The organism is Pelagimonas sp. (assembly GCF_050633425.1).
GTDB lineage: Bacteria > Pseudomonadota > Alphaproteobacteria > Rhodobacterales > Rhodobacteraceae > Pelagimonas.
The window spans coordinates 24,108-47,209 of the sequence record NZ_JBOEGM010000028.1; the positions used below are offsets into that span (position 1 = coordinate 24,108).

Annotated in this window: 27 protein-coding genes; 8 read left to right on the plus strand and 19 right to left on the minus strand. The window is 58.3% G+C overall.

The window, feature by feature from the left end; translation table 11 throughout:
• Positions 1-6: 6 nt before the first annotated feature.
• The 3 genes from egtB to ACRBB0_RS21925 form a co-directional block, all read right to left on the minus strand.
• A complete protein-coding gene (gene egtB / locus ACRBB0_RS21915; protein ID WP_431376603.1) occupies positions 7-1,266 on the minus strand; it encodes an ergothioneine biosynthesis protein EgtB in 1,260 nt (419 codons plus the stop codon).
• A 297-nt stretch (positions 1,267-1,563) separates the two neighbouring features.
• Positions 1,564-2,031, minus strand: a complete 468-nt coding sequence (locus tag ACRBB0_RS21920) for an SRPBCC family protein (protein ID WP_431376604.1) — start codon at positions 2,029-2,031, stop codon at positions 1,564-1,566.
• Between the two features lie 13 nt (positions 2,032-2,044).
• On the minus strand, positions 2,045-2,998 hold the full coding sequence (locus tag ACRBB0_RS21925) for a haloalkane dehalogenase (RefSeq protein ID WP_431376605.1): 954 nt from the start codon (positions 2,996-2,998) through the stop codon (positions 2,045-2,047).
• Positions 2,999-3,147: 149 nt separating this feature from the next.
• Between ACRBB0_RS21925 and ACRBB0_RS21930 the strand changes: the two genes are divergently transcribed.
• A complete protein-coding gene (locus tag ACRBB0_RS21930) occupies positions 3,148-4,035 on the plus strand; it encodes a LysR family transcriptional regulator (protein ID WP_431376606.1) in 888 nt (295 codons plus the stop codon).
• Here the strand turns inward: ACRBB0_RS21930 and ACRBB0_RS21935 are convergent.
• From ACRBB0_RS21935 to ACRBB0_RS21955, 5 genes are read right to left on the minus strand one after another with little or no spacing between them, the layout of a single operon-like run.
• Positions 4,032-5,171, minus strand: coding sequence for an alpha-D-ribose 1-methylphosphonate 5-triphosphate diphosphatase (locus tag ACRBB0_RS21935; RefSeq protein WP_431376607.1), 1,140 nt, complete (start codon positions 5,169-5,171; stop codon positions 4,032-4,034). The genes ACRBB0_RS21930 and ACRBB0_RS21935 overlap by 4 nt on opposite strands.
• Before the next feature lie 45 nt (positions 5,172-5,216).
• Positions 5,217-5,801: a phosphonate metabolism protein/1,5-bisphosphokinase (PRPP-forming) PhnN gene (phnN, locus tag ACRBB0_RS21940; protein WP_431376608.1), complete on the minus strand. Its 585-nt coding sequence runs from the start codon at positions 5,799-5,801 to the stop codon at positions 5,217-5,219.
• Positions 5,798-6,481 (minus strand): phosphonate C-P lyase system protein PhnL, encoded by a 684-nt coding sequence (phnL, locus tag ACRBB0_RS21945; RefSeq protein ID WP_431376609.1) that lies wholly within the window; start codon positions 6,479-6,481, stop codon positions 5,798-5,800. The genes phnN and phnL overlap by 4 nt, the downstream gene beginning before the upstream one ends.
• A gap of 3 nt (positions 6,482-6,484) precedes the next feature.
• Entirely contained in the window at positions 6,485-7,255 is a 771-nt protein-coding gene (gene phnK / locus ACRBB0_RS21950; protein WP_431376610.1) for a phosphonate C-P lyase system protein PhnK, read from the minus strand.
• A complete protein-coding gene (locus ACRBB0_RS21955; protein WP_431376611.1) occupies positions 7,252-8,115 on the minus strand; it encodes an alpha-D-ribose 1-methylphosphonate 5-phosphate C-P-lyase PhnJ in 864 nt (287 codons plus the stop codon). Before ACRBB0_RS21955 ends, phnK begins: the two co-directional genes overlap by 4 nt.
• Before the next feature lie 32 nt (positions 8,116-8,147).
• On the opposite strand from ACRBB0_RS21955, the gene ACRBB0_RS21960 reads away from it, so the two are divergent.
• Positions 8,148-8,414 (plus strand): hypothetical protein, encoded by a 267-nt coding sequence (locus tag ACRBB0_RS21960; RefSeq protein WP_431376612.1) that lies wholly within the window; start codon positions 8,148-8,150, stop codon positions 8,412-8,414.
• Between the two features lie 2 nt (positions 8,415-8,416).
• Here the strand turns inward: ACRBB0_RS21960 and ACRBB0_RS21965 are convergent, their stop codons facing one another.
• Entirely contained in the window at positions 8,417-8,548 is a 132-nt protein-coding gene (locus ACRBB0_RS21965; protein WP_431376613.1) for a hypothetical protein, read from the minus strand.
• A 33-nt stretch (positions 8,549-8,581) separates the two neighbouring features.
• Here ACRBB0_RS21965 and ACRBB0_RS21970 point away from each other — a divergent pair, with 33 nt between their 5' ends.
• On the plus strand, positions 8,582-8,854 hold the full coding sequence (locus tag ACRBB0_RS21970) for a hypothetical protein (RefSeq protein ID WP_431376614.1): 273 nt from the start codon (positions 8,582-8,584) through the stop codon (positions 8,852-8,854).
• A 2-nt stretch (positions 8,855-8,856) separates the two neighbouring features.
• Here ACRBB0_RS21970 and ACRBB0_RS21975 read toward each other — a convergent pair whose 3' ends face one another.
• From ACRBB0_RS21975 to phnG, 4 genes are read right to left on the minus strand one after another with little or no spacing between them, the layout of a single operon-like run.
• Complete coding sequence (locus tag ACRBB0_RS21975; protein WP_431376615.1) at positions 8,857-9,459, minus strand: HAD family hydrolase; 603 nt, start codon at positions 9,457-9,459, stop codon at positions 8,857-8,859.
• Positions 9,456-10,544, minus strand: a complete 1,089-nt coding sequence (locus tag ACRBB0_RS21980) for a carbon-phosphorus lyase complex subunit PhnI (protein ID WP_431376616.1) — start codon at positions 10,542-10,544, stop codon at positions 9,456-9,458. The genes ACRBB0_RS21975 and ACRBB0_RS21980 overlap by 4 nt, the downstream gene beginning before the upstream one ends.
• The gene (phnH, locus tag ACRBB0_RS21985) at positions 10,544-11,131 is read right to left on the minus strand and encodes a phosphonate C-P lyase system protein PhnH (RefSeq protein WP_431376617.1); all 588 of its coding nucleotides are present in this window, start codon (positions 11,129-11,131) and stop codon (positions 10,544-10,546) included. Before phnH ends, ACRBB0_RS21980 begins: the two co-directional genes overlap by 1 nt.
• On the minus strand, positions 11,131-11,586 hold the full coding sequence (phnG, locus tag ACRBB0_RS21990) for a phosphonate C-P lyase system protein PhnG (protein WP_431376618.1): 456 nt from the start codon (positions 11,584-11,586) through the stop codon (positions 11,131-11,133). The genes phnH and phnG overlap by 1 nt, the downstream gene beginning before the upstream one ends.
• A gap of 103 nt (positions 11,587-11,689) precedes the next feature.
• On the opposite strand from phnG, the gene phnF reads away from it, so the two are divergent.
• Positions 11,690-12,400, plus strand: a complete 711-nt coding sequence (phnF, locus tag ACRBB0_RS21995; protein ID WP_431376619.1) for a phosphonate metabolism transcriptional regulator PhnF — start codon at positions 11,690-11,692, stop codon at positions 12,398-12,400.
• Positions 12,401-12,403: 3 nt separating this feature from the next.
• On the opposite strand, the gene ACRBB0_RS22000 is transcribed toward phnF, so the two are convergent.
• From ACRBB0_RS22000 to ACRBB0_RS22025, 6 genes are all read right to left on the minus strand, one after another.
• Entirely contained in the window at positions 12,404-13,018 is a 615-nt protein-coding gene (locus ACRBB0_RS22000) for a chloramphenicol acetyltransferase (RefSeq protein WP_431376620.1), read from the minus strand.
• A 4-nt stretch (positions 13,019-13,022) separates the two neighbouring features.
• The gene (phnE, locus tag ACRBB0_RS22005; protein WP_431376621.1) at positions 13,023-14,333 is read right to left on the minus strand and encodes a phosphonate ABC transporter, permease protein PhnE; all 1,311 of its coding nucleotides are present in this window, start codon (positions 14,331-14,333) and stop codon (positions 13,023-13,025) included.
• Positions 14,330-15,196 carry a phosphonate ABC transporter, permease protein PhnE gene (phnE, locus tag ACRBB0_RS22010; protein WP_431376622.1) on the minus strand — a complete coding sequence of 289 codons (867 nt, stop codon included), beginning with the start codon at positions 15,194-15,196 and terminating at the stop codon, positions 14,330-14,332. Before phnE (ACRBB0_RS22010) ends, phnE (ACRBB0_RS22005) begins: the two co-directional genes overlap by 4 nt.
• 67 nt (positions 15,197-15,263) lie before the next feature.
• Positions 15,264-16,166: a phosphonate ABC transporter substrate-binding protein gene (gene phnD / locus ACRBB0_RS22015; protein ID WP_431376623.1), complete on the minus strand. Its 903-nt coding sequence runs from the start codon at positions 16,164-16,166 to the stop codon at positions 15,264-15,266.
• 61 nt (positions 16,167-16,227) lie between these two features.
• The gene (gene phnC, locus ACRBB0_RS22020; protein WP_431376624.1) at positions 16,228-17,046 is read right to left on the minus strand and encodes a phosphonate ABC transporter ATP-binding protein; all 819 of its coding nucleotides are present in this window, start codon (positions 17,044-17,046) and stop codon (positions 16,228-16,230) included.
• A 288-nt stretch (positions 17,047-17,334) separates the two neighbouring features.
• Positions 17,335-17,988: a GntR family transcriptional regulator gene (locus ACRBB0_RS22025; RefSeq protein ID WP_431376625.1), complete on the minus strand. Its 654-nt coding sequence runs from the start codon at positions 17,986-17,988 to the stop codon at positions 17,335-17,337.
• 330 nt (positions 17,989-18,318) lie between these two features.
• Here ACRBB0_RS22025 and ACRBB0_RS22030 point away from each other — a divergent pair, with 330 nt between their 5' ends.
• From ACRBB0_RS22030 to ACRBB0_RS22045, 4 genes are read left to right on the plus strand one after another with little or no spacing between them, the layout of a single operon-like run.
• Entirely contained in the window at positions 18,319-19,278 is a 960-nt protein-coding gene (locus ACRBB0_RS22030; protein ID WP_431376626.1) for a dihydrodipicolinate synthase family protein, read from the plus strand.
• Positions 19,279-19,280: 2 nt separating this feature from the next.
• Entirely contained in the window at positions 19,281-20,711 is a 1,431-nt protein-coding gene (locus ACRBB0_RS22035) for an aldehyde dehydrogenase family protein (RefSeq protein ID WP_431376627.1), read from the plus strand.
• 3 nt (positions 20,712-20,714) lie between these two features.
• Positions 20,715-21,971, plus strand: a complete 1,257-nt coding sequence (locus ACRBB0_RS22040) for an NAD(P)/FAD-dependent oxidoreductase (RefSeq protein WP_431376628.1) — start codon at positions 20,715-20,717, stop codon at positions 21,969-21,971.
• Positions 21,968-22,969 carry a 4-hydroxyproline epimerase gene (locus ACRBB0_RS22045; protein ID WP_431376629.1) on the plus strand — a complete coding sequence of 334 codons (1,002 nt, stop codon included), beginning with the start codon at positions 21,968-21,970 and terminating at the stop codon, positions 22,967-22,969. The genes ACRBB0_RS22040 and ACRBB0_RS22045 overlap by 4 nt, the downstream gene beginning before the upstream one ends.
• Positions 22,970-23,102: the final 133 nt, after the last annotated feature.

Genomic DNA, 23,102 nt, shown 5'->3' on the forward strand with positions numbered 1-23,102 from the left:
TTGGGTTCATACGTCTTTGGCAAGGCGCAGGCCGAGCATTTGCCAGCGTTGATGCGGGTAGAAAAACGTGCGGTAGCTCGGGCGCATCTGTTCGATGGGCGTGGCACAAGAGCCGCCGCGCAAGACAAACTGGTTGACCATGAATTTGCCGTTATATTCGCCGATCGCTCCGGCTGCCGGCTGAAAACCGGGATAGGCAGAAAAGGCCGATTGCGTCCAATTCCAGACATCCCCCCACAACCCGGCACCGGGCAAAGGAAGCAGATGGCCGTCATCCAGAAAGTTGCCAGCAATGGGCGCATCGCGCCCCGCCAGCTCGATTTCCGCCTCAGTCGGAAGCCGCGCACCGGCCCAACGGGCAAAGGCGTCGGCCTCATAATAGCTCACGTGAACCACGGGGGCATCCAGATCGACAGCCTGAGCACCACGCAGGGTAAAGCTCCACCATTCGTCATCTTGTTGCCACCAATACAGCGGGTGGTCCCAGTTTTCGGCTTGGGCGCGGGCATGCCCTTCCATCAACCACAGCGGCGCGCGGCCATAGCCACCGTCTTGCATGAAGGCGATCCATTCGCGGTTGGTGACCGGACGATTGGCGAGCTGATACGGCGCAACATAGGTTTTGTGGCGCGGCCCTTCGCAATCATAGTGAAACCCGATGCCGTCATGGCCAATCTCAACCAGCCCGCCATCATGACGGGTAAAGGCGAGATCGACCGGAGTGCGGCGAGGGGGCACAACCGGATCTAGATAGGCCGGGAGCAGCGGATTATAACTTAGCCCGTGCAGCAGATCAGTGACCAGAAGCTCTTGGTGCTGCATTTCATGATGACAGCCCAGTTCGATCAGCGCGGCAATGTCAGGCGTGTCGTTCCGACCCTCGGCCAACAGCGCCCGCAGCGCCTCTTCGACATGAAGACGATAGGAACGCACGGCCTCTAGATCAGGGCGCGAGATCAACCCACGCTTGTCACGCGCGTGACGAGGCCCGGCCTGAACGTAGTAGGAATTGAACAAAACCGCAAAGCGATCATCGGGCGATTGATACCCCGGCACATATTTGCGCAGGATGAATTCTTCGAAGAACCAAGTGGTATGGGCCAAATGCCATTTCGCCGGACTCGCGTCTTGCATGGATTGCAACATCATGTCTTCGGCCGTCAGCGGGGCCACCAGTTTTGTGGTGCGGCTACGGGTGCGATCAAACAGCAGCGCGATGTCGGCGAATGAGTCTTGGGGGGATGAAACGGTGTTTTGCACATTCATAGGGGCGCATCCTTTACAGTCACTTGGTCGGCGTAAACAGCGATATAGCCCGCCACCTGCACTTCAAAGGGATATGGGGGAGGATAGTGCCATGCAGTGTCAGGAACTGTGATCACATCCACGTCATCACCCAGAGTAAGAGCGCAAATCCCCCGGCAATCACCCGGCGAAACAGGCAGACGACGGGCAGGGGCAGGCAGGGGCCGGGTTTTCTATGTCATACGACGGTGCGGCACCTTTTGAGTGTGAACAGGGCCGGTGGCCAGAGTTGTCTCTGGCCATGACTCACGCAGCAGGTCAGGCGGCATTCACCAGCTCCCCGCGTTCAACATATGCCTGATTGCCATCCATCAAGCTCACGATGGATTTTCGGAACTGAGGCTTCATCAGCGGCACCATCAGACGACCCAGAAGGCCCATTTTGGGTGTGAAACGCATGGTAAAACTGATCTCAGTTTCGGTCTGGCTCACGGCGCGCAGCGACACCTCGGCCTGCGCCTGTTTGAGCGGCAATGAGCCATCGTAGATATCGACCACAAGGCGCTGTTGCGGCCTGTGTTCAACAATGCGTTCGCGGATGTAATTTTTACCATCCACCATATCACATTGGCGCGTTGCACCCAGCCCCGTTTCGCCATTCTCCCCAATCAGGTAGGATTTGGTGAGGTTGGGATTAAAGCGATAAATATTGGCGTAATCGTCCCAGCTTGCCCAGACATCGGCGAGCGGGGCTTTGATAACGCGGGTAACCGTCACATGTGGCATATCATTTGTCCTTTCAAAGAGTTGCGAGCCAGTCAGCCAAGCCTTGGCCGATCTCGGTGGGGTAGTCTTCCTGGATGAAATGCGCGCCTTCGCCCAAATCAATGGTGCTCAGGTTCGGCACGTTTTCCTGCATCCAAGCCACAACCTCGGGGGGCGCAAGGACACCGGGCGTGACGTGGAACAAAAGCTTGGGCAGATCGCTGGTGGTGAGGAATTTCGCAATCTCATGGGTGAGCGCGGTGGTCTGTTCGGGCAGGCCACCAATCGGCACCTGACGTGGCCATTCCAACAGCGGGGCCCGCGATTTGGCATCTGGGTAATAGCTGTTGTAATGGGCGATGACATCGGGCGTCAGCGGGGTTTTGACACCAAACTTGGCGAGGATTTCATTGACGAACATATTGTCCTCAAGGATCATCTTTTCGCCAACGCCCGGCGTGCGCCATGCCTTGAACAGATCGCCAAACGGGCCCATGGCTTCGTAGTTCGCAAAGGGCATGGCAGGTGGCGCGATGGTTTCCATATAGGAAATCGCCTTGACCCGATCCGGGTTTTTCATCGCCCAGTCAAAGCCAAGCGCCCCGCCCCAATCATGCAACACCAGCGTCGCATTTTGCAGGTCAAGCGCGTCAAGCAACCCATGCAAATAGGCGGCGTGATCGGCATAGGTATAGGCCAGATCGGGTTTGCCACTTTGCCCCATGCCAATCATGTCGGCGGCGATGGCGCGGTGGGTGCCGGTCACGGCGGGAATGATGTTGCGCCACAGATAGCTCGACGTCGGGTTGCCATGAAAAAACACCACCGGGTCACCCGCGCCTTCATCGACATAGGCCATGGTCTGGCCCATGATCTGTTGGGTTTTCATGGTGAAGGGAAAGTCGGCACTGCCAGCCGCAACTGTGATCCGCGGCAGGCCAATGCTGGCCAAACCCACGGTGGTTGCTAGGAAATCTCGTCGGTTCATTGCGGTGTCCTCCTGTTGATAGAGGGCAAGATAGCGTTTCAATTTTTAGGACATATGGCCAAGTTCGCGACACCGTGGTCAAAATATGATACACCTCTTGGCGCAGCGATGAGATAAGCTCATCAGGAACGATCAAAGGAGAGAGAGCGATGGATTGGGCCAGGCTCCCTTATTTTTTGGCGGTGGCACAAACCGGAAGCCTGCGGGCCGCGGCCGAGCACATCGGAGCGACCCACGCCACGGTCGATCGCAATCTGCGCGCGCTTGAAGACGACTATGGCGTGCGGCTGTTCAATCGCTCAAAGGCTGGGTTGCAGTTGACTGCGGCGGGGGAAGTGCTTTTGCCCTTGGCACAAGAGGCCGACAACGCCGTGACCAATGCCCGACGCCGGGTACAGGGGCTTGATGATGAGCCGCGCGGGTCGGTGCGCCTGTCGATGCCAGCGGGGTTTGTGCCATCCCGGTTTGCGCGCATTCTGGCGGATTTTGAGCGAAAATACCCCGAGATTGAGCTGCGCATCGCCGTGACCAACCGTTTTGAAAACATCAACCGCTCAGAGACCGATGTGTCGATCCGGGTTGCACATCAGATTGATGACGATGTGGTTGGGCGCAAAGTGCTGCAATACGCTGGCGGGATTTTCGCCAGTCAGGATTATCTGGACCGCCATTGGGAGGATGCCGGGCCAGGCGGTGAAGGCTTGCAGTGGATCGGATGGGGCGAACCCGATCCGGCCCCGGCTTGGGTCAAAGCCAGTCCCTTTCCCAAGGCCAAGCTGCGCTATCGGGTGCAATCGCCAACGATGATCGGCCAATTGGTGGCCGCGGGCGTCGGGATGAGTTACCTGCCATATTCGAGCCGGGATTGGATTCCGGGATTGGTGCCAATGCCGGGGACAAAACCGTATTTAGATCGCTCGATCTGGCTGTTGCTGCATTCAGACCTGCGGCGCACCACGCGGGTGCGGGTTTTGGTTGACCACCTTGCCGATGAAATCAAGGCCCTGCGCGACGTGTTTCTGGGGCCTTTGGCCTAACCAACCTGACGGCCGTGACACCACACGCCGCGCACGACCGGCGTGCCTTGTACACGGGTGATCCGCACCAAATCGGCATGCAAGCCGATAGCGATACGCCCGCGATCAAGGAGGCCGACGGCTTGGGCCGGTGTCGCGGTGACAGTGGCAATCGCGCCGGGCAGATCATCCCAGAGATCTGCGAGCAAGAACGCAGACGTCATCAGCGCAGACGGCACGTAATCGGATGAAATGATGTCGAGATACCCCAATTCCGCCAATTCATGCGCCGCCACATTGCCCGAGTGAGAGCCACCCCGGATCAGGTTTGGAGCCCCCATCATCACCTTGATGCCATGCGCGTGACACGCCTTGGCCGCCTCAACCGTTGTGGGAAATTCCGCCAGTTTGATACCATGCGCCGCGCTGACCGACACATGGTCGGCGGTGGTGTCATCATGGCTTGCGAGCACAGCACCATAACGCGCGGCCTCGGCCACGGCGGCGATTTCGTGTTTGTCACCATGGGTGTCGCGCAGGGATTTGAGCTTGGTGACGTGATTGTCGAAATCCGCATCCGTCATATTGTGCTTGTTTTGGATATATTGCTTGAGCTTGGACAAATCTCGAAACTGGCGCTGACCGGGGGTGTGGTCCATCAGGCTGACAATGCCGACACGATCCTGAGGGCCAAATTCGGCCATTTCCTCGACCAGAGTTTGCGAACACACCTCGGCGCGCAAATGCAGATAGTGGTTGATCCGCAGAGCACCGGCTTCGCGCAGAGCCCAAAGCTCAGAAGCCAGATTGCGGGCATATTTCTTATACGATCCTTTGCCTTCGGGGATCGAGCCAACACGCATGGCGTCAAACACAGTCGTCACACCGACCGAGGCCAATTCGCCATCATGGGCGAGGATCGCAGCCGCATGGGGCCAGTCCACTTTGGGACGCGGTTGAATGTGGCGTTCGAGATTGTCTGTATGCAATTCGATCAAGCCAGGGATCAGCGTGTCGCCGCCAAGGTCAATGGCACCGGCGGGCACATTTGTGCCTTGGGCAATATCGGTGATATGGCCGTCGCGGATTTCCACACTGGCCCGGACGACCTCATTTTCGAGGACGACATTTGCATTGGCGAGGATCACATCAGTCATCTTATGTCTTTCTTTATCAAGCCTGCTCTTGTGACATGGCAAGTGTCACAGAAGTTTGACAGTCTGCGGCTCGCAAGCCGTTTTTTTACCAAGGTTTGGCCGATCAAGGGCCTGCAACATCTGGGCCGTTGCCGCCGCAATTGTGGTGGAGTTGTCGATAACCGTGACATCCAAACCAACGGGAAGGGGCAGGCGGGCGCGCTCTAGCCGGCGGGTGATGTCGGTGTCGGTTTCGCGGCCACGCCCCCGAAGGCGCGCCCCAAGAACCGCATCGCTGGCGGTGATATGCAAGACGCGCAGACCGGGGTGAATTTGGGCGGCTTCGCTCAGCATGGTGCGCGATCCGTTGAACAAAACGGTGTTCCCCTGTGCCACATCCGCTGTGATGCTGGCAGGGATACCATAGGACAGGCCATGCGCCTGCCAATGCAGGGCAAAGGCCTTTTGAGCCAGACGTTGAGCGAATTCGGCTGGGGTGACACCCTCAAAATTTTCGCCACCCGCAGCCGAGGGGCGGGTGATCACGCGGCGCACCAAAGTGACGTCGGGCCGCGCACGTTGGACGGCCTCCATCAGGGTGTCTTTGCCAGCGCCCGAAGGGCCGACAACCGCGAATAATGCCCCCGTCATGCCGCCATGCCCGGCGTAAATGCAGAGACGTCAATTTCGCGATCTGCGACCCGGTCGCGGGCCTCGTGATCGTGGAAAATGCCGATAATAGCCGCCCCGCGCGATTTGGCCTCTTCGATCAGGCTCAGAACCGTGGCGCGATTGGTGGCATCGAGGCTTGCGGTCGGTTCATCCAACAGCATCGCCGGATAGGTATGGGCAAAGCCACGGGCGATGTTCACCCGCTGTTGTTCGCCGCCCGAAAACGTCGTGGGCGAGAGCGACCACAGGGTTTGCGGAATGTTGAGCCGGGTTAGCAAATCGCGGGCGCGCTCATGGGCGACGGCGCGCTCGGTTCCGATGGCCAACAGCGGTTCGGCCACCACATCAAGCGTCGGCACGCGGGGCACAACGCGCAGGAACTGGCTCACATAGCCAAGGGTCTGGCGGCGCAACGTCAGAATTTCTCGCGGCTGGGCCTGAACAATGTCGAGCCCATCAACAACAATGGCCCCGGAGGCGGCAAGATAGTTGCCATAGATCATCCGCATCAGCGTTGATTTCCCCGCCCCTGAATTGCCGGTCAGCGCCACGCATTCGCCCGGAGCAACGGACAGGTTTGCGCCTTGCATGACGCGAATTTCCGCACCGCCCTGATTGTGGAGCGTGAAGGTCTTGGTCACATTTTCAACGTGGATCATGGGTTACACCTGCAGGATCGAGGACACGAGAAGTTGGGTATAGGCATGTTGCGGATCATCAAGCACCTGATCGGTCAGGCCGGTTTCCACCACATGGCCCGATTTCATCACCATCAAGCGATCAGCCAAAAGCCGCACAACGGCGAGGTCATGGGTGACGATAATCGCCGACAGACCCATTTCGCGCACAAGGTTGCGCAACAGATCAAGCAGACGCGCCTGAACCGACACATCAAGCCCGCCGGTGGGTTCGTCCATAAACACCAGACGCGGAGCCGTGACGAGATTGCGGGCGATCTGCAAGCGTTGCTGCATGCCGCCGGAAAAGGCCGAGGGGCGATCATCGACACGGTCGGCGGCGATCTCAACCCGGCCAATCCAATCAATGGCCTGCTCGCGAATATCACCGTAATGGCGTGCGCCGACGGCCATCAGACGTTCGCCAACATTGCCCCCCGCCGAGACCGACATGCGCAGCCCGTCGCGCGGGTTTTGATGCACAAAGGCCCAGTCGGTGCGCGATAGCATCCGGCGTTCCGGTTCGCTCATCTTGCGGGTATCGCGGGGGCCATCGGTGCGCGTGTCAAAGAGCACTTCACCCCCATCAGGGTCGAGATGGCCCGCCACGCTGTTGAGCAATGTCGATTTTCCTGATCCGGATTCGCCCACGATGCCAAGGACTTCGCCGGGAAAGAGATCAAAGTTCACATCGGTGCAGCCAATCCGGTTGCCATAGTTTTTGCGCAAATCGCGCACAGACAAAAGCGGTGTCATGCGGCGTCCTCCGTTGGGGATAAGCGGCCCCGATGGCCGTCTGCCTGTCGGGTGGTGCAAAAATCGGTGTCCGAGCAAACAAACATCCGGTTGCCGGCGTCATCGGTGATCACCTCGTCCAGGTAGCTATGCTCGGCCCCGCACAGGTCACACACCGCGTCGGCTTTGCTGGCTTCAAACGGGTAATCGTCAAAGTCGAGACTGACGACTTTGGTGTAGGGCGGAATGGCATAGATGCGCTGTTCGCGCCCGGCACCAAACAGTTGGATCGCGGCGGATTCCAGTTTGGGATTGTCAAATTTCGGGATCGGCGATGGGTCCATCACATAGCGATCCTCGACCTTGACGGGATAGGCATAGGCGGTGGCAATCTGACCGTGGCGCGCGATGTCTTCATAGAGCTTCACATGCATGAGCCCGTATTCTTCGAGACTGTGCATCTTGCGGGTCTCGGTCTCGCGCGGTTCAAGGAACCGCAGTGGTTCGGGGATTGGCACTTGATAGACAAGGATCTGATCCTCGCGCAGCGGTTCTTCGGGGATGCGGTGCCGGGTTTGGATCACCGATGCCTTGGCGGTTGCTTCGGTCGTGGCGATTTGCGCGGTGCGCTCAAAGAACTTGCGGATCGACACCGCATTGGTGGTGTCATCGGCGCCTTGGTCAATGACCTTGAGCTGATCTTCTGGGGTCAGACAGGCGGCGGTGACCTGTACACCACCGGTGCCCCAGCCATAGGGCATCGGCATTTCGCGGCTTGCAAAAGGCACCTGATAACCGGGGATGGCCACACCTTTGAGAATGGCACGGCGGATCATCCGTTTGGTCTGTTCATCGAGATAGGCGAAGTTATAGTCACTCATGAAATGGTCCTTTTCTGAGTGAGGGTGTTTGGATGGAAAGCGGGTTGGGTGTTCTTGTCGTTGTCGCTATCGGCTTGATCTGGGCCGGGTTGTCGATCCGCAAATCCAGACAGCGCAAAAAACGCCGGGCCAGCCTTCATCAAGACAGCACAGGCACATGGTTTTGGACCGACTTTGACGGATCTTCGCGAAGTTCGTCGACACATCCGGACCGTAAAGGCGGAGACTGGTACAGCGAGCCGGGCGGCGACGGGTACGATGGAGGCTCCGATGGAGGGGGTGATGGCGGTGGCGACTGACATCAGAGCAAACCCCGCTGCTTGAGATCAACGTCTAACGCTTCTGGGTCGGTGAATTGGATCGCATCCATGCCTGCATTGACCGCGTTGGCATTTTTGCCATTCCCAACAAAGATGGTGTTATAGTCACTCATATCCTGCCTTACGAATTGCGAGTGTTGAGTGAAATGACCAGTGTTTTGATATCCGTTTTCTCTGGGTTCATCGTCGTTTTGGCTGTGTTGCGATGGCGCGAAAAGCGACGCAAAGAACGCAGATGGCAAAGCCTGCGCTCGCTTCCCGGCGGACTCTGGATTTGGACCGAGCATGACGGGACCGAAATGCGATCCGACATACATCCGCAAAGACCTGGTGGCGCTTGGTTTAACGAAGGCGGATGGTTTGGCTACAAGGGCGTCGTCGATCACAGCGCGCTGAGAGGCATGGACAACTCGCATTAGTGTCACAACAATCCCCGATCTTGTAGTGCACTTTCCAACGCTTCTGGGTCGGTGAACTGGATCGCATCCATGCCTGCGGCTTTGGCCCCAACCACATTTTTCGGGCTGTCGTCGATGAATACACAGTCATGGGCGGCGACATTGGCGCGCTGGCACAGGGTGTCAAAAATCTCGCGCTGGGGTTTGAGCATGCGCTCCTCGCCCGAGATCACGGTCACCCCAAATACCTGACCAAGTTCAGGGTGGGTTTTCACCGCAACGGGCCAGGTTTCCGCCGACCAATTTGAGATCGCATGGAGCGGCACGCTGGCGGTTTTCAGACGGTGCAAAATGTCCCAGGTGCCGGCGATCTTACCTTGGATGGTGCGATCAAAGCGGCTCGGATAATTGGCCAAAAGCGCGCGATCCTCTGCATCGTCTAACTCTTCGGCCAACTCAGAAAAGAGCGCACCGCCATCCCCCCGTAGATTTTTCGCCGAAAAATCGACCCGCGCCAAGAAGGCGTCCACCGCCTCGCGGCTGCCCAGATCGTCAATCCAAGCCAGATGCTTTTGCCAGTCGATCAAAACGCCACCAAGGTCGAAAACGACCACAGAAGGTTTCATTCGGCGGCCTCCTTTTGGCTATGGGCCATGGCCTCGGCACGCACCTTGCGGATCAATTCCAGCTCAGACTGAAAATCGACGTAATGCGGCAGTTTGATATGTTCCAAAAACCCGGTGGCCTGAATGTTATCGGCATGTGACAGAACAAACTCTTCGTCCTGCGCCGGGGCACCAACATTGTCTTCGCCCAGCTCTTTCCAACGCAATGACCGGTCGATCAGCGCCATTGAAATCGCCTTGCGTTCGTTTTGACCAAAGACAAGCCCATAGCCGCGGGTGAATTGCGGGGCTTCGGTTTTGGACCCCATAAATTGGTTAACGGTTTCACATTCGGTCAGGGTGATTTCACCAATGTCGATGGAAAACCCAAGTTCCGGTATCTCCATTTCCACATCGACGGTGCCAATGCGCAACTCGCCGACAAACGGATGGTTGCGGCCATAGCCTCGTTGGGTCGAATAGGCCATGCCAAGCAGGAACCCTTCATCGCCCCGCGTCAATGCCTGCAACCGCAAGGGCCGATCCGCCGGATATTCCATTGGCTTGCGGGTCATGTCGGTGGGGGTGTCATCGCTGGGGGGGTCGGACTGGATCAACCCTTCGTCATCCAGCAGGCCGGTGATGCGCGGCATGGCCTCGGCCACGGCGTCCCCTGAAACAGAGGTCGGCAATTCGCCATCCGCGGCCAATTTGAAGTCGAGCAAACGGTGTGTGTAATCAAAAGTCGGCCCAAGAATCTGCCCTCCCGGCACGTCCTTGAACGTCGCGGACACGCGGCGGATGCAAGACATCGCATTACAATCCACCGGCAGTGAATGGCCGATGCGGGGCAGGGTGGTGCGATAGGCGCGGATCAGGAAAATCGCTTCGATCAGATCGCCGCGTGCCTGTTTGATCGCCAGTGCCGCCAAATCAGGGTCATAGAGCGAGCCTTCGGCCATCACGCGGGTCACCGCCAGTGACATCTGTTCGCGAATTTGATCGGTGCTCAGCTCGGCAACGGCCGTGTCTCCGCGACGCTCTTGAGCGAGCCACGCGTGGGCGTTGTCGATGGCGCGTTCGCCACCTTTGACAGCAACATACATCAGACGGCCTCCGCGAGAGTGGTGACAATTGTGGTTCGGGGAAGCGCCGCCAGCAGGCGCCCCGAGGTAAAGAAGAAATCCAACCCGCAGGGAAAGGCCGCGCGGTTGGCGTGGATTCCCGTGTGATCTGGGATCGACAAATGGGCGTCGACTTCAATGCCCGGACCGGTAAGACGCGCGCCAGAGGGCTCAAGCGTCTCAACCTCGACGATCAGCGTCGCCGAGCGGTCAGGATATTCCGGCGTGCCAATGGGGAAATCCCCGAGCGGCATCATTTGGTCCCATGGACCTATGGCAAATTGCGCGGTGTCGCGCGACGTGATGGGGGCACCGGTGTGAAAAGCGATCCATGTGCGCACATCGTCCGTGTCGTGGCTTGGAGACAACCAGATGGGGGTTTCGCCGTCACACAGCGTCAGAACCAAGGCGGCGGCAGCGGCTGACATCGGCGCGGGGGCCTTGGCCAGATCAACCGTTTCAATCGTACCCGGGCGCGCCATTGCATTCAGCGCCGCCCGAAACGCATGCGCCGCGTCAACGGATGGGTTGGCAAAGCCGCCAGCCAAGGCATCATCAGACTCAAGCATCAATCTTCTCCTCTGACCATGGTGAAGAAATCCACCTTGGTGGCCCCGGCTTTTTCGGCGCGGGCGGTTTTGGCGGCCTTGCTTTCATGGGCGAGCGGCTCGAGGATTTGGCTGCGCAGATCGTCGGCGCGCGGCGTTTGCATCAAGGCATCAACCAAAGCGGCGCGGCGAGCATGGGCCTTGTCGCGGCCTTGCACATAGGCGTGTCCGGTCTCTCCCCCCGACAGGCGCAGGGCACAGCGGGTCACTGTCATCTCACCAAGGTTAAACGGAGCACCGGTGCCGCCTGCGCGCCCCCGCACCATCACGCCACCGGTTTCCGGCGGGCGCATCCAGTCAAATTCGGGCGGTGTGCCAAGCCCGTCAAAAAGCTGTTCCAGCCGGGCCGGAGCCGCTTTGGCCAGCAGGCTCATCCAGCTTTTGCGGGCCGCGTTATTTTCTTGAGGAGCGCTCATCTAGACACCTTGCTGATTTGTCTAATCCACTATACAACTAGACAACATCTATCGAACTCCTCCCCGATCTGGCAACTCAACTTTTGTGAAATTTTGGTAACGCATGACCCGAACACCGATTTGGAAATCAATCACCACCCAGCTAGAAGCGGATATGAGCGCGGGGCACTATGGCACCGGTGACAAGCTTCCGACCGAAGCGGAGCTTTCCAGCCGATTTGGTGTCAACCGTCACACGGTCCGCCGGGCGCTGGCCGATATGGCAGAGCGCGGCATAGTGCGGTCACGGCGTGGGGCCGGCGTGTTTGTCGAAGCGCCCCCGACCGATTACCCGATTGGCCGACGGGTGCGGTTTCATCAAAACATTGCCGCAACGGGGCGCCTACCGAGCCGCAAAACCCTGCGGATTGAAAACCGGGGCTGTGATCCGGTCGAGGCACAGGCCCTGGACATTCCCGTCGGCGATCCTGTGCTGATCTATGAAGGCTTGACCCTTGCCGGACCCGCGCCCATCGGCTTGTTCATCAGCGTTTACCCGCTCGCGCGTTTGCCCAAAATGGCCGAGGCGCTGGAACAGACGACATCCGTGACTGAGGCCTTTAGACTGAATGGGCTGCAAGATTACACCCGGCGTGACACCCGCATGTCGGCGGAACTGGCCAATCCGACACAGGCACTACATCTGCGTCTACGCGAAGGGGATCCGGTGTTGAAAACGGTTGGCATCAACGTCGACCCAAACGGCCATCCTTTGGAATTTGGAACCGTTTGGTTTGCCGCTGATCGCGTGACGCTGACCGTCGCACATGACTGACGCCTATTCGTATTTTTCCAAAAACGTCTCAATCGGCAAGTTGCGGAAATCGGCGAGCCGGTCACGCACGAGGTCATGATCCCAATCCCACCATGCCAGCGCCATCAAACGATCGGCAATCGCGGTTGGAAACCGGGCGCGCATGGGTTTGGCGGGCAACCCGGCAACAATTTGGTAGGGGTCAACATCCTTGGTCACCACGGCCCCGGCGGCAACAATGGCCCCGTGCCCAATTGTGACGTCTGGTCGAATAATCGCCCCATGACCGATCCAGGTATCGTGGCCAATATGCGCAAGGCGACCAAGGCGATGTTCAAAGAAGGCGGCGTCCTTGCCGGTGCCCTCCCAGTAATCATCCGAGCGATACAGGAAATGGTGCAAGGACGCTTGCTGCATCGGGTGATCGGTTGGGCCGATGCGGCAAAAGCTGGCGATATTGGCGAACTTGCCAATGCGGGCATTGGCAATATCGACGAAGCGGTCGCAATAGGAGAAATCATCCATTTGCGTATTGGCGATCCGACTGCCTTTGCCGATCTCAACAAAGGCCCCAAAGTCGGATGTGGTGATCTCGCAATCGGGATGGATAAACGGGGTTTCGGCGGACAGTCGGGCCATAGCGTTAATGCTCCTGTGAACCGCGGATCAAACGGGCCCGCAGTAGGCCAGACACCCAATCCATGAACATGACCATCAAGATCACCAGGATGATATAATAGCCGACCTCTTCCCAATCTTTTTGGGTGATCATCGCTTGGGTCAGCAACAGGCCGATGCCGCCGCCAGTGATCGCGCCAATAATGGTGGCCGACCGGGTGTTGGATTCGAAGAAATACAACACCTGACTGAGCAGAACCGGCGTGATCTGAGGGATAACACCAAAGCGGTAGCGTTGCAGCGGTTTGGCCCCGGTCGATTGAATGCCTTCGATCTGTTTTTCATCCACGTTTTCAAGCGCCTCTGAGAACATTTTCCCAAAGCTTCCCGTGTCGGTGATCAGGATGGCCAAGGCTCCGGTCAACGGTCCGGGGCCAAAGGCACGGGCCAAGATGATGGTCCAGATTAGCGCATCCACACCACGAAAGAAGTCAAACATCCGGCGGGCTGCGAACCGCACCGCGATCAGTGGCGCAAAGTTACGTGCCGCCAAAAAGGCCAGGGGCAGGGCCACGATTGCGGCCCCAAAGGTGCCAAGGAAGGCCATGAGGATCGTTTCAAAGATCGCCCAAGCCACTTGGGAATGGTGCCACATCTTGTTGTTCCAAAACCCATCCCAAATCGCCGCGCCTTCACCCGACATTGCCCGGCTCAAAAGCTCAAACGGACCGAGGCCGTAATAGGGGCTGTCGAGGGTGAAGAAGAAGAGCTCCCAGCCTTTGGAATAGCGAAACACTTCGGCCTTGGTCTTGGTCACATTCAGCCGGCCAGCGTCGGTTGTCAGGCTCAGACGTGACTTTGACAGACTGACCCAATCGGGCACCTGACCGTCGGGAAACACCGCCTGAACCCCTTGGGAGCGGCTGGCGGTGACAGAAATCTGGCCGTAGCCGGGATAGTCATAAATGATGGTGTCGCCAAGGATAACGGAATGACCGTCCTTGAGCGCAACGCGCGGTTCATCACCCAAGGTGACCCAATCGGGCATGGTGCCCTCTGGGTAGCTGCCTTTGCGCTCCCCTTCGATGGCGGCGGTGATGTCACCGGTGCGCAGATTGCGGGTGATATGGGTTTTGTAACTATAGCTGTCCGCCACCAAGGTGCGGGCGTTTTTGAGGCTGGCGCGTTCGCTTAGGCCGACGATGTCAAAGGAGACAAAAATATAGGCCAGATAGGCCAAAACCAAAACGGGCACCGAGAGGGCAATCAGACGTTTGCGCGCAAAAAGCTGTTCGGCTTGGTGGTGCAGGGCGGTGTTGGTCGAGAGCACGGTCATACTGTGGCCTCCAGCTTGCGATTGCCGTGGGTCAGGCGATCACGCAGGGTCGACGACAGCTGATCGACGATGACGATGGTGATAAACAAGAGCAGGAAAATCGCGGCGGCTTCGTCATATTTGCCTTTGCCCCAGGACATGGCGTTTTTGAGCTCGTAACCGATGCCACCGGCCCCGACAAAGCCAAGGATCGCAGAGGCGCGGATGTTGATTTCGAAGCGCAACAACGCATAGCTGAGATAATTGGGCGCAACTTGTGGAATAACGCCCAAGAGCATCCGTTGCCCCCAACCCGCACCCACCGATTGCAGCCCTTCAACCGGTTTCAGCGAGGCGTTTTCATTGACCTCTGAGAACAATTTGCCAAGCGCGCCGATGGTGTGAAAGGCGATGGCAATCATCGCAGGCACCGGGCCGCCGCCAAGGACAAAGATCAACACAAGAGCGATCACAATCTCGGGGATGGCGCGCATGATATCCATGATCCGCCGCACAACCGGGATCGCGCGTGGCCAGGGTGCCAAGCCACGTGTTGCCAAAAGCGAGGCGACAATGGCGACCAGCGCACCGATTAAGGTGGCCGCTGCGGCGATGTTCAGAGTTTCGATCAAGGCCGGCAAAAAGCGCAGGAAATGGGCCGGAAATTCAGCCAGTTTTTGCGACGCTTCGCCGAGCACTTCGGCAGGAAAGTCAAAAACATTGGTCCAACCATCGGCGAAACTCCCGGCGTTGCGGTCATCTGCGGTGGTGAATCCGGCGATCATCAAGGCGACAAACAAGACAAGAAAGATGCTGTTATAGACGCGTTTGCGCTGGGTCTGCGCCATATAGTCGGCGCGAAGGTCGTGCGGTAAATCTGTCATGATGGCCTTGATTTGAAATTGACGGGCCCCGGATCACCGGAGCCCGCCAGACGCGGTTGAAATGCGATTAGTTGGATTTCAGCTTACGGGCTTCGATGATCACTTCGTAGGCGTCGTGCGTGATGGGCATAAAGCCTTTTGCATCGCCCTGAAGAACGCCATAGGCGCAGTCTGGGTCGATGGATTTCAGCGACGCCATCAGCCCGGTCATTTTCAGCTTCACGTCTTCTGGCAGCTCTTTGCGCAGAACAACGGGGCCTTCTGGGATCGGCTTGGACTGCCAGATTTGAACCAGATCGTTCATGTCAACCAGACCGGCGTCAACCGCTTTGCGCAGGGCACCAGAGTTGAAACCATCTTCCCAGTTGCCCAGACCGTCGGCCCAGGTCACGCCACCGTCAACATCGCCATTGTTCACGGCAACGATTGTTTGCTCGTGACCGCCGGTGAATTTCACTTCACCAAAGTAATCGCCGGACGTCATGGTCGCGCCGGTGGCTTCGGGGATTTCGATTGAAGGGATCAGGAAGCCGGACGTCGAGTTTGGATCGCCAAAGCCGAAAACTTTGTCCTTCATGTCATCCAAAGACGCGATGCCGCTGTCTTTGTGCGCAAAACCGATCGAGTAATAGCCATAGCCGCCATCAGTGTTGACTTTGACCAAGATCGGCTCAACCGCATCCGGGTCAGACAAGAAGGTTTTGGCGTAACCAGAGGCGCCCAACCATGCCATGTCGATGGTGCCGCCCAGCAGCCCTTGGATAACGCCGTTGTAATCGGCAGGGGCGAAAAGCTTGGTTTCAACACCCAGCAGATCTTCGGTTTTGGCGCGCAGGCATTCGTTGTTGTTCAAACGGTCCTGAGCATTTTCGCCGCCCAGGATGCCGATGCGGAATTCTTGGATACCTTCGGCAGCGGCAGGCGCGGCGAGGGCGGTGGTTGCCAGAATGGCAGCAATCAGCTTGTTCATCGTGTGTCTCCAGTTGGATGTTGTCCCGGTGCGTGTCACGCCCCGAGGTGCTGAGTTTTCATCAAGCCGTAACAGCGGCCTGTTGGGGGCGGTTGGACCGGTCGAGCGTTTCAATGCTGGTGCTGGTCGCCGCTTCAGAGAAGCTGGCATCTGCGCCGTAAATGTCGCGCGCCACACCGGTTGTCAGTTGCTCGGGCGTGCCATCAAACACGACGCGGCCCATGCGCATTCCAATCACCCGGTCGCAATAGGTGCGCGCCGTATCCAGAGTGTGCAGGTTGGCGATCACGGTGCGTCCGTCTTCTTCGTGGATATGGCGCAGGGTATCCATGACCACCTTGGCATTCATCGGATCAAGCGACGCAATGGGTTCGTCTGCTAGAATGATTTTGGGGTCTTGCATCAAGGCGCGGGCAATGGCGACGCGCTGTTGTTGACCGCCAGACAGGGCCGAGGCGCGCTTGGCCGCATGGGCCTCGATGCTAAGCCGTTCGAGAATGTCGATGGCCCGGTAGATGTCAGATTTCGGATACAGGTTGAACATCGTCGACAGGGTCGAGCGGCGGTTCAACGTGCCATGCAAAACGTTGGACACAACATCCATACGCGGCACCAGATTGAACTGTTGAAAGATCATTGCGCAGTGAGATTGCCAATTACGTTTCTCGCGGCCCTTGAGCGCAAGCACGTTTTGCCCCTCAAACCGCAGCGCGCCGCTGGTGGCGTCCGTCAAACGATTCATCATACGCAGCAGGGTGGATTTGCCCGCACCAGATGCCCCGATGATCCCGATCATCATAGGCTTGCCAACGCTCAGGCTGACATTATCAACCGCTACATTACCACCAAATTGTTTTGTCAGGCCCTCAAATTCGAGCATGCCGTCCCCCTGTTCTTCGCAGGAGACCAAGACCCGGAAATTGTCACCCCAGGATGACAGTTAAGAAACATATTTGTAAAATAGTCGGAATTCTTAGCCCGTGAGGGCACAGATGGGCAGATCGTCACAACAGGCGCGCTGATCCTAGGATGTCTCAGTCACATGACACCACGACGGCCACGACATGTTATAGGGGCACCCATCGTACAATCGCAAAACCGAGCAAGGACGTTGCGCAGGCTGACGCCAGCCCACCAAGGTCAACACCAGCGTCCGGGGACAAAACAGTCACGACATATGTTCTGTCAGAGATTCCTTGGCACCTAGGATATGGGCACGGGTGAGCTCGGCCGCGCGATCTGCATCGCCGGATTCACAGGCTGTGAGGATACCGAGATGTTCGCGATTGGCGCGCTCCATGCCGTCAGACATCACCAATTGCGCGCGCGAATAGCGGTCGATCCGGTCCATGGCATTGTCAATGACGGACAGGTGGTAGGGCAGGGCGCAGGCGGCATAAAGCGCCCAGTGGAATTTGCGATTGAGCTCTCCCCAAGCCATCGGGTCGGGCGACGCGGCAAAGGCGTCGCAATATCCGCGGGCCTCTTGCAGCACGGATTTGGACATCAAAGGCACCGAGCGGCGGATCACGTCCCCCTCAACCAAGGCCCGAAATTCAAACACTTCGCTGGCCTCTTCGATCGAAAGCCCGGCAACAACGGCGCCCTTATAGCGTTGCGATGTCACCAACCCTTGCTCCTCAAGACGGGAGATCGCTTCGCGCACTGGAATGCGTGAGGTATTGAAAAGCTTGGCAATCTCGTCTTGGCGCAGGGGTTCGCCGTCCTTCATCTCGCCTTCGATGATCGCCTTGCGCAGCGCTTCAAAAACGATGGTCGCAGCCGAAGCCGTGCGGGAAATATCAACAGGTTTGAGTTTCAAAAGGCACCTCCACTGGCGGCAACCTACTGGAAGATTTGGGTAATTTGAAGATGTGATTTTTTATATTGTATATTGGATCCAATATACAATAAGACTCTGACCATCGGTTCAAACCTGAGTTTCAGACGGGAGGACAAAACATTTTGGGCAAAAGCCACGAACAAATAGCGCAAAGAAGGGCTGGATTGGGTCGTCCTGTCGGACAGGCCCCCGCGTCTTCAACCACCGCGTGGTGCGCCCAATCAGCCCCGTCACCCCGAACCAGCCGACGCGTCTTGCAAACACCAGATACAACCAGTCGAATTCCCTCCCAATTTCAAGGATACCCCCATGGATCAGACCATTTTCTCGGGCACTATTCCCGCTTTGATGACCCCGTGTACCGCCGACCGAAAACCCGACTTTGACGCGCTGGTGCGCAAAGGCCGGGAGCTGATTGCAGCCGGCATGTCGGCGGTCGTTTACTGCGGTTCGATGGGGGATTGGCCGCTCTTGAGTGACGCGGAGCGTATGGAAGGTGTGGCGCGTTTGGTCGAGGCCGGTGTGCCAACCATCGTGGGCACCGGTGCCATCAATTCCGCCAGTGCCGTGGCGCATGCCGCCCATGCCGCCAAAGTCGGTGCGCAGGGGTTGATGGTCATCCCGCGCGTGCTGTCTCGGGGCCCATCGCCGACCGCGCAGCGCAATCATTTCAAGGCGATTTTATCCGCCGCCCCAAATTTGCCCGCGGTGATCTACAACAGCCCGTATTACGGTTTTGCCACCCGCGCCGAGCTGTTCTTTAACCTGCGCATCGAGCACCCCAATCTCGTCGGTTTCAAGGAATTTGGCGGTGCCCAAGACCTGCGCTATGCGGCTGAAAACATCACAAGCGGGTCCGAGGACGTGACGCTGATGATCGGCGTCGACACAACCGTTGTGCATGGCTTTGTGAATTGCGGTGCTGGGGGGGCGATCACCGGAATTGGCAATGCACTTCCGCGCGAGGTGCTGCATCTGGTGGCGCTGAGCCAACAGGCCGCAGCCGGAAACGCCGAGGCACGGCGCCAAGCCCATGAACTGGATGCCGCGCTTGGCGTGCTGTCGAGCTTTGACGAAGGGCCGGATCTGGTTCTGTATTACAAGCACCTGATGGTTCTAAACGGCGACGCCGAATATGCGTTGCATTTCAACCCCGACGACGCCTTGAGCGCCAGCCAGCAGCAGTATGTTGAGACCCAGTACAGGTTGTTCAAAAACTGGTATGCCGACTGGTCCGCGCAAGCCGACGTTCTGGCATTGGCGGCATGATCATGGACTATCAAAACCTGATTGACGGCGCATGGGTGTCTTGTGGAACCGCTGTGCCAAATGTGAACCCTTCGGACACCACCGATGTGCTGGGCCACGCCGCCCAAGCCGGTATCGAAGAGATGACCCAAGCGATTTCAGCGGCGGATGCAGCGGCACAGGGCTGGGCCGCGTCAACACCGCAACAGCGCTTTGACGTTTTGGATTTCATCGGAACCGAGATTTTGTCCAACGCTCAGGCATTGGGAAAATTGCTGAGCCGAGAAGAAGGCAAGACGCTGCCCGAAGGGATCGGTGAAGTCACCCGCGCCGGGCACATCTTCAAGTTCTTTGCGGGAGAGGCGCTGCGCCAAACCGGTGACCTGCTTGCCTCGGTACGGCCCGGCGTCGGCATTGATGTGACGCGCGACCCTATGGGTGTGGTCGGGTTGATCACGCCCTGGAACTTTCCCATTGCCATTCCCGCGTGGAAAGTCGCCCCCGCATTGGCCTATGGAAACGCTGTTGTGCTGAAGCCGGCCGAATTGGTGCCCGGTTGCGCCCATGCCTTGGCCCAGATCATCGCGAAATCCGACCTGCCCAAAGGGGTGTTCAACCTTGTGCTGGGGCTCGGATCTGAGCTTGGGCCAACGTTGATCAATGACCCACGGGTCACCGCAATTTCCTTTACCGGATCGGTTCCAACCGGACGTGGCATTGCGGCGGCCTGCGGCGCGCAGCTCAAGAAAGTTCAGCTTGAAATGGGGGGAAAGAACCCATTGGTGGTATTGGACGACGCCGATCTCGAGACCGCTGTCGAGGTGGCCTTGAATGGGTCGTTCTTTTCGACCGGTCAGCGCTGTACCGCCTCTTCGCGGTTGATTGTCACCCAAGGCATTCATGACCGTTTCGTTGCGCGCCTGACCGAACGCATGCGCGCGCTTAAGGTCGACCACGCCTTGGGGGACGGCGTGCAAATGGGGCCGGTCGTGGATGCACGGCAATTGGCGCAGAATTTGGAGTATGTCCAGATCGCCAAAGATCAAGGTGCTCAGGTGATCGGCGGGGCCCGCGTCACCAGAGAAACCGAAGGGTTCTATATGGAACCGGCGCTGATCACAGACACCACAAATGATATGCGGATCAACCGCGAAGAGGTGTTTGGACCAGTGGCCACTGTGATCAAGGTCGCCGACTTTGACACGGCCGTGCGCGTGGCCAATGACACCGAATTTGGTCTGTCTGCGGGGATTTGCACCCAGTCGTTGAAACACGCAACCCTGTTCAAAGCCCAAGCCCAGGCCGGTATGGTCATGGTCAACCTGCCTACGGCCGGTGTCGACTATCACGTGCCCTTTGGCGGCACCAAAGGATCATCCTTTGGGTCACGCGAACAGGGGCGCTATGCAGCCGAGTTCTATACCAAGGTCAAAACCGCCTATACCGGGGTCTGACGCGTGGCGTCGATTACCGTGGTTGGGGCTGGCGTTGTGGGGATCACCACAGCGCTGGCCCTGCAAAAACAGGGGTTTTCGGTCACGGTGTTGGATAGCAAAGGTGTGGCTCAAGAAGCCTCGGCAGGCAATGCCGGGGCGCTGGCCTTTGCTGATATTGAACCGCTGGCCGCCCCCGGCATCATCACCAAAGCTCCGGGTTGGCTTGTTGATCCTGTTGGACCTTTGTCGATCCCTTTGGGTTATGCGCCACGGATTGCACCGTGGATGCTGCGGTTTTGGCGGGCGAGCCTACCGGATCGGCATCGACGCGGCATCGCGGCCCAAGCGACGTTTATGCACCATGCGCGCGAAGCGTTTCACCGTCTGGCCAAAGACCAAAACCTAGAAGACCACTTGCGCCATGACGGGCAGTTACACCTCTATGACACGGCCGCAGACTTTCACGCGGCACAATCAATGTGGAACCGCCGGCGTTTGCACGGTGTTGCGTTTGAATTGCTGGAAAGCCACGCCGCCATTGCCGAGATTCAGCCGGGCTTGGCCCCAACATTTCGCTATGCGGGGTTTACGCCGCAATGGACCAACTTGGTCGACCCCAATGAATGGGTATTGGCCTTGGCACAACGTTTCGTGTCCGGAGGTGGGCGTATTGAACAAGCGACGGTGTCCGGGGTGTATGACGGCGGCGCGGTAATCGACATAAACGGCCAAGAGCGGCGCAAAACCGATCATTTGGTGATCTGCGCCGGGGCATGGTCGCATCGGCTGGCGCGGGATTTGGGCGATCACATCCCGTTGGAAACCGAACGGGGCTACAACACAACCTTGCCAGACGGAGCCTTTGACCTGCGCACCCATTTGACCTTTGGCAAACACGGATTTGTGGTGAGCAAAATCGGCGCCGGTGTGCGGGTGGGCGGCGCGGTGGAGCTGGCCGGGCTCAGGCGCAAGCCCAACTATCGACGGGCCAAAGCTCTCTTGGACAAAGCCAAACGGTTTCTACCGGGTTTGAGCGTTGAGAATGGCACAGAGTGGATGGGGTTTCGCCCATCGCTGCCGGACAGCTTGCCGGTCATTGGCAAAGCCCCCAAGGCACCAAGGGTGATCTATGCCTTTGGTCATGGTCACCTTGGTCTGACGCAATCCGCAGGCACCGCCGAATTGGTGGCGCAATTGGTCACAGGGGCCGACACAGCCGTCAATATACAGCCCTTTCGCCCCACCCGTTTCACTGATTTTCTGAAGGGTCTGAGATGACACAACACATGTTTCAAATCATTGATGGCCACACCTGTGGCAATCCGGTGCGGGTGGTGACAGGCGGGGCCCCGATGCTGCAGGGCGCGACCATGTTGGAGCGCCGCGCCCATTTCATGGCGGAATACGACTGGATCCGCACCGGATTGATGTTTGAACCGCGCGGCCATGATCAGATGTCGGGCAGCATTCTGTACCCTCCAACGCGCGAGGATTGTGATGTCGGGATTTTGTATATTGAAACCTCGGGGTGTTTACCGATGTGCGGACATGGCACCATCGGCACCGTCACCACAGCGATCGAAAATGGGCTGGTCACCGCACGCACGCCCGGAGTGTTGCGGCTCGACACGCCTGCTGGTGTGGTGATCGCCGAGTATCGCCAAGAAGGCCGTTTTGTCGAAGAGGTGCGTCTGACCAATGTCCCGTCTTTCCTCTCTGCACGCGATTTGCAAGCCGAGGTTGAAGGGCTGGGGATGGTCACGGTTGATGTGGCCTATGGCGGCAATTTTTATGCCATCGTTGAGCCGCAAAACTGCTTTTCCGATATGGCGGATGTGCGGGCACTGGATCTGATCGGCTGGTCCCCCAAACTGCGCGCTGCATTGAATGACGCCTACTCGTTCCAGCACCCAGAAAAGCCGGAAATCAGCGGATTATCCCATATCATGTGGACAGGTGCCCCGCGAGCGACAGAGGCCACCGCGCGCAATGCCGTGTTTTATGGTGACAAAGCGATTGATCGCTCACCCTGTGGCACCGGAACCTCGGCAAGGATGGCGCAATGGGCCGCACGCGGAGATTTGACCCAGGGCCAAGATTTTGTCCACGAAAGCATCATCGGGTCGCTTTTCACGGGTCGGATTCATGAATTGACCCACGTTGGCGACCGACCCGCCATTGTACCACAGGTCAGCGGGTGGGCGCGTGTCACGGGTTTCAACACCATCTTCATCGACAGCCGCGACCCCTATGCGCATGGCTTTGTCGTCACCTGAGAAAACCGCCCCAAAGATCAGGCCACGAAGCGGATTGGCAAGGTTGTCAGGGCGGGACGACCGGGGGCGGGATGACCGGGGGCGGGACGACCGGGGCGGTAACGCCGGGTGCTCTTTGCGTGGAGTCTCAAGG